The following is a 5,442-nucleotide window of genomic DNA, read 5'->3' on the forward strand; positions in this document are numbered from 1 at the left end:
GCAATGACGGCACCCGAGCAGCGGGCCCCCAAGCAGGACCGTAGTCGCCTCACGCGGGAACGCCTCCTGGGTGCCTCGATCGACCTCCTCGCCACGCAGGGCTGGGCGGCGACCACCGTGGGCGCGGTGGCCGCCGCCGCCGGCGTCTCACGGGGTGCCGCGCAACACCACTTCCCGACCCGTGAGGACCTCATCACCGCCGCCCTCGGCCACATGATCGAGCAGCGGCTCGAGGACGTCCGGAACGTGGGACTCGATCTGCCCGACCCGGGCCCGGAGCGGACGGTCGCCGTGGTCCGACTCATCGTCCAGCACTACACCTCCGACCTCTTCAAGTCGGCGCTGCACGTCTGGACCGCGGCGGCCAGCGATCCGGCGTTGCGCGACCGCGTGCTGCCGCTCGAGAACCACATGTCCCGGGAGGTCCTGGTGATCGCCGCCGCCGCCCTCGGACACGACCCCGGCGACGTGCGGGTGCGCAGGCCCCTGCAGGCCACCCTCGACCTGGCCCGCGGGCTCGGGCTCGCGGACGTGCTCTCCGACGACTCGGCCCGTCGTGAAAAGGTGATCCGATACTGGGCCGAGACCCTCGACCTGGTGCTCGCGCAGGTCCCGCAGGCGTCGGCCCGAGGCGTCGCCCCGGCCGCGTTTTGACCGATCCTCACGAGGGCGGTTAGGCTTGACCATCGTGCTCGCAGTACGCGAGCTGGAGGATCGTGCCCAGTAGGCCAGCGAGAGCGGCTGACGTGGTCGCCCGTGCGCCCGTCGGGGAGCGCGAGAGTCCGGATACGAGCAACGTCCCAGTGACCGGTGGTCGCCCCCGAGGAGGCCGCCAGCTAGAGAAAGTCGGTTCATGCCAACCATCAACCAGCTGGTCCGCAAGGGCCGCCAGGACAAGAAGTCCTCGACGGCGACGGCTGCCCTCAAGGGCTCGCCGCAGCGTCGTGGCGTGTGCACCCGTGTGTACACCACCACCCCCAAGAAGCCGAACTCCGCGCTGCGTAAGGTCGCCCGCGTGCGCCTCACCAGCGGTATCGAGGTCTCCGCATACATCCCCGGTGAGGGCCACAACCTCCAGGAGCACTCCATGGTGCTCGTCCGTGGTGGTCGTGTGAAGGACCTCCCGGGTGTCCGTTACAAGATCATCCGCGGCTCCCTCGACACGCAGGGCGTGAAGGACCGCAAGCAGGCCCGCTCCCGCTACGGCGCCAAGAAGGAGAAGTAATGCCTCGCAAGGGTCCCGCCCCGAAGCGCCAGCTCATCAACGATCCGGTCTACGGCTCGCCGCTGGTCACGCAGCTCGTCAACAAGATCCTCCTCGACGGCAAGAAGACGACCGCCGAGCGCATCGTCTACTCCGCGCTGGAGATCTGCCGCGAGAAGACCGGTACCGATCCGGTCCTCACCCTCAAGAAGGCGCTCGACAACGTCAAGCCCGCCCTCGAGGTCCGCTCCCGCCGCGTCGGTGGCGCCACCTACCAGGTGCCCGTCGAGGTCCGCCCCGGGCGTTCCACGACCCTGGCCATGCGCTGGCTGGTGACCTTCTCCCGGCAGCGCCGCGAGAACAGCATGGTCGAGCGTCTCGCCAACGAGATCCTCGACGCCTCCAACGGTCTGGGTGCCGCGGTCAAGCGCCGCGAGGACACCCACAAGATGGCCGAGGCCAACCGGGCGTTCGCGCACTACCGCTGGTGATCCAGCCGGGCCCCGGAGCGGGGGGACGCCCACCGGGCGTCACCGCTCCGGGGCCCCCCGGCCGCCCCGAGGGTGGCATCATTGAACGAGGGTCGGCTCCCGCGCGAGTGAAGCGGGGCACGGCCCAGGACAACAGACCCGGTTCGGACGGTCCACACGACCGCCCGGGCCACCTAAGACTCACGATCGGGGACCATCCGTGGCACAGGACGTGCTGACCGACCTCAACAAGGTCCGCAACATCGGCATCATGGCGCACATCGACGCCGGTAAGACGACCGTCACCGAGCGCATCCTGTTCTACACGGGTGTCAACCGGAAGATCGGCGAGACGCACGACGGCGCCTCGACCACCGACTGGATGGAACAGGAGAAGGAGCGCGGCATCACCATCACGTCGGCCGCCGTCACCTGTTTCTGGGCCGACAACCAGATCAACATCATCGACACCCCGGGCCACGTGGACTTCACGGTCGAGGTCGAGCGCTCGCTGCGCGTCCTCGACGGCGCCGTCGCGGTCTTCGACGGCAAGGAGGGCGTGGAGCCCCAGTCGGAGCAGGTCTGGCGCCAGGCCGAGAAGTACGACGTCCCGCGCATCTGCTTCGTCAACAAGATGGACAAGATGGGCGCGGACTTCTACTACACCGTGCAGACCATCATCGACCGGCTCGGCGCGAAGCCGCTCGTCCTGCAGCTGCCCATCGGCGCGGAGGACGAGTTCGACGGGGTCATCGACCTCGTCGAGATGAAGGCCCTCGTCTGGCCCGGCGTCACGCCGATCGGCACCGAGGCCACGGTCCAGGAGATCCCCGAGGATCTCAAGGACAAGGCCGACGAGTACCGGGAGAAGCTCCTCGAGGCCGTCGCCGAGAGCGACGAGGCCCTCATGGAGAAGTACTTCGGCGGCGAGGAGCTGACGAAGGCCGAGATCCAGGCCGCGATCCGCAAGATGACGGTCAACGCCGAGATCTACCCGGTGCTGTGTGGTTCGGCGTACAAGAACAAGGGCGTCCAGCCCCTGCTCGACGCCGTCATCGCGTACCTGCCGAACCCGCTCGACGTCGGCTCGATCCACGGTCACGCCGTGGGCGACGAGGAGAAGGTCGTCAGCCGTCAGCCCTCCAAGGACGAGCCGTTCGCGGCGCTGGCGTTCAAGATCGCCGTGCACCCGTTCTTCGGTGAGCTCACCTTCGTCCGCGTCTACTCGGGTCGCATCGACCCGAGCACGCAGGTGCAGAACGCCACCAAGGGCAAGAAGGAGCGCGTCGGCAAGCTCTTCCAGATGCACGCCAACAAGGAGATGCCCGTCGAGGAGGCCGTCGCCGGCCACATCTACGCGTTCATCGGCCTCAAGGACACCACCACGGGTGACACCCTGTGTGACCTGCAGAACCAGGTCATCCTCGAGTCGATGACGTTCCCGGCCCCGGTCATCGACGTCTCGATCGAGCCCAAGACCAAGGCCGACCAGGAGAAGCTCGGCACGGCCATCCAGAAGCTGGCGCGCGAGGACCCGACGTTCTCCGTCAGGCTGGACGACGAGACCGGTCAGACGGTCATCGGCGGCATGGGCGAGCTCCACCTCGACGTCCTCGTCGACCGGATGAAGCGTGAGTTCAAGGTCGAGGCCAACGTCGGCAAGCCGCAGGTCGCCTACCGCGAGACCATCAAGGGCACGGTCGAGAAGTACGACTACACCCACAAGAAGCAGACCGGTGGTTCGGGCCAGTTCGCCAAGGTCCAGATCCGTCTCGAGCCGCTCCCCCAGGAGCAGGTCGAGGAGGGCGAGACCTACGAGTTCGCCGACAAGGTCACCGGTGGCCGGGTGCCCAAGGAGTACATCCCCTCCGTGGACCACGGCATCAAGGACGCCATGCAGTACGGCGTCCTGGCCGGGTACCCGATGGTCAACGTCAAGGCGACGCTGGTCGACGGCGCGTACCACGAGGTCGACTCCTCGGAGATGGCGTTCAAGGTCGCGGGCTCGATGGCGTTCAAGGAGGCCGCGCGCAAGTGTCAGCCGGTGATCCTCGAGCCGCTCATGGCGGTCGAGGTCATCACGCCCGAGGACTACATGGGCGACGTCATCGGCGACATCAACTCCCGCCGCGGCCAGATCCAGGCGATGGAGGAGCGCTCCGGCGCCCGCGTCGTCAAGGCCAACGTGCCGCTGTCCGAAATGTTCGGCTACGTCGGCGACCTCCGGTCGCGGACGCAGGGCCGGGCCAACTACTCGATGGTCTTCTCCCACTACGCCGAGGTTCCGGCGAGTGTGTCCAAGGAGATCATCGCCAAGGCGACCGGCGAGTAACCGGTACTGGTCCCGCCCGGCCGTGAGGTAGGGCGGGGCCGATGCCGGCGGCGCACGGTCGAACCTCCGGGTGGCCGCCGGTTCGTGCCCCCCACGGCACGATGAGTAAGATCAGATCCCACACAAAGCAGTGCCCACCTCGAGGTGGGGACAGACCAGTCCAGGAGGACACACAGTGGCGAAGGCGAAGTTCGAGCGGACCAAACCGCACGTTAACATCGGCACCATCGGTCACGTCGACCATGGCAAGACCACCACCACCGCGGCCATCACCAAGGTCCTGGCGGACACCTTCCCCGATCTCAACGACGCGTTCGCGTTCGACGAGATCGACAAGGCGCCGGAGGAGAAGGCTCGTGGTATCACGATCAACATCTCCCACGTCGAGTACCAGACGGAGAAGCGCCACTACGCGCACGTCGACGCCCCGGGTCACGCCGACTACATCAAGAACATGATCACGGGTGCCGCCCAGATGGACGGCGCGATCCTGGTCGTGGCCGCCACCGACGGCCCGATGCCGCAGACGCGTGAGCACGTGCTGCTCGCCCGTCAGGTCGGCGTCCCCTACATCCTCGTCGCCCTCAACAAGTGCGACATGGTCGACGACGAGGAGATCCTCGAGCTCGTCGAGATGGAGGTGCGTGAGCTCCTCGCCTCGCAGGAGTTCGACGAGGACGCCCCCGTCGTCCACATCTCGGCGCTCAAGGCGCTCGAGGGTGAGGAGAAGTGGGTCCAGGCGATCCGCGACCTCATGCAGGCCTGCGACGATTCCGTCCCGGACCCCGAGCGTGAGACGGAGAAGCCCTTCCTCATGCCCGTCGAGGACGTCTTCACGATCACCGGTCGTGGCACCGTCGTCACCGGTCGCATCGAGCGCGGCAAGATCAACGTGAACGAGGATGTCGAGCTCATCGGCATCAAGGAGAAGGCCACCAAGACCACCATCACGGGCATCGAGATGTTCCGTAAGCTCCTCGACTACGGCGAGGCCGGCGACAACGTCGGTCTGCTCGTCCGTGGCCTCAAGCGCGAGGAGGTCGAGCGCGGCCAGGTCGTCATCAAGCCGGGCGCGTACACCCCGCACACGAACTTCGAGGGCCAGGCGTACATCCTGTCCAAGGACGAGGGCGGCCGTCACACGCCGTTCTTCAACAACTACCGTCCGCAGTTCTACTTCCGCACCACGGACGTGACCGGCGTCGTGACCCTCCCCGAGGGCACCGAGATGGTCATGCCGGGCGACAACACCGAGATGAGCGTCGAGCTCATCCAGCCGGTCGCCATGGACGAGGGCCTGCGCTTCGCGATCCGTGAGGGTGGCCGCACCGTCGGCGCCGGTCAGGTCACCAAGATCATCAAGTGATCGACTGACCCATCGGGTCGGACGAGTAGTCCGGACCATATGAGGGAGGGGCGCCCCACCGCGAGGTGGG

5 protein-coding genes are annotated in these 5,442 nt (G+C 67.1%); all 5 read left to right on the forward strand.

Features of this window, described 5'->3' with window-relative positions; translation table 11 throughout:
* Nucleotides 1-3 precede the first annotated feature (3 nt).
* The 5 genes from G6017_RS13080 (at nucleotide 4) to tuf (ending at nucleotide 5,372) form a co-directional block, all read left to right on the forward strand.
* On the forward strand, nucleotides 4-654 hold the full coding sequence (locus G6017_RS13080; protein WP_182617726.1) for a TetR family transcriptional regulator: 651 nt from the start codon (nucleotides 4-6) through the stop codon (nucleotides 652-654).
* Between the two features lie 199 nt (nucleotides 655-853).
* A complete protein-coding gene (gene rpsL / locus G6017_RS13085) occupies nucleotides 854-1,225 on the forward strand; it encodes a 30S ribosomal protein S12 (protein ID WP_017838186.1) in 372 nt (123 codons plus the stop codon).
* The gene (rpsG, locus tag G6017_RS13090) at nucleotides 1,225-1,695 is read left to right on the forward strand and encodes a 30S ribosomal protein S7 (protein ID WP_179525929.1); all 471 of its coding nucleotides are present in this window, start codon (nucleotides 1,225-1,227) and stop codon (nucleotides 1,693-1,695) included. Before rpsL ends, rpsG begins: the two co-directional genes overlap by 1 nt.
* A gap of 199 nt (nucleotides 1,696-1,894) precedes the next feature.
* Nucleotides 1,895-4,006 carry an elongation factor G gene (gene fusA / locus G6017_RS13095; RefSeq protein WP_182617728.1) on the forward strand — a complete coding sequence of 704 codons (2,112 nt, stop codon included), beginning with the start codon at nucleotides 1,895-1,897 and terminating at the stop codon, nucleotides 4,004-4,006.
* 175 nt (nucleotides 4,007-4,181) lie between these two features.
* A complete protein-coding gene (gene tuf, locus G6017_RS13100; RefSeq protein ID WP_182617730.1) occupies nucleotides 4,182-5,372 on the forward strand; it encodes an elongation factor Tu in 1,191 nt (396 codons plus the stop codon).
* Nucleotides 5,373-5,442: the final 70 nt, after the last annotated feature.

Origin of the sequence: Dietzia sp. B44 (assembly GCF_014145245.1) — a bacterium.
In the GTDB taxonomy this organism is placed as follows: Bacteria; Actinomycetota; Actinomycetes; order Mycobacteriales; family Mycobacteriaceae; genus Dietzia; species Dietzia natronolimnaea.

What these genes read in the sequence shown, in the direction of transcription:
- G6017_RS13080 (WP_182617726.1), top strand. Translation starts at nt 4, where the DNA reads ATGACGGCACCCGAGCAGCGGGCCCCCAAGCAGGACCGTAGTCGCCTC.
- rpsL (WP_017838186.1), top strand. Translation starts at nt 854, where the DNA reads ATGCCAACCATCAACCAGCTGGTCCGCAAGGGCCGCCAGGACAAGAAG.
- rpsG (WP_179525929.1), top strand. Translation starts at nt 1,225, where the DNA reads ATGCCTCGCAAGGGTCCCGCCCCGAAGCGCCAGCTCATCAACGATCCG.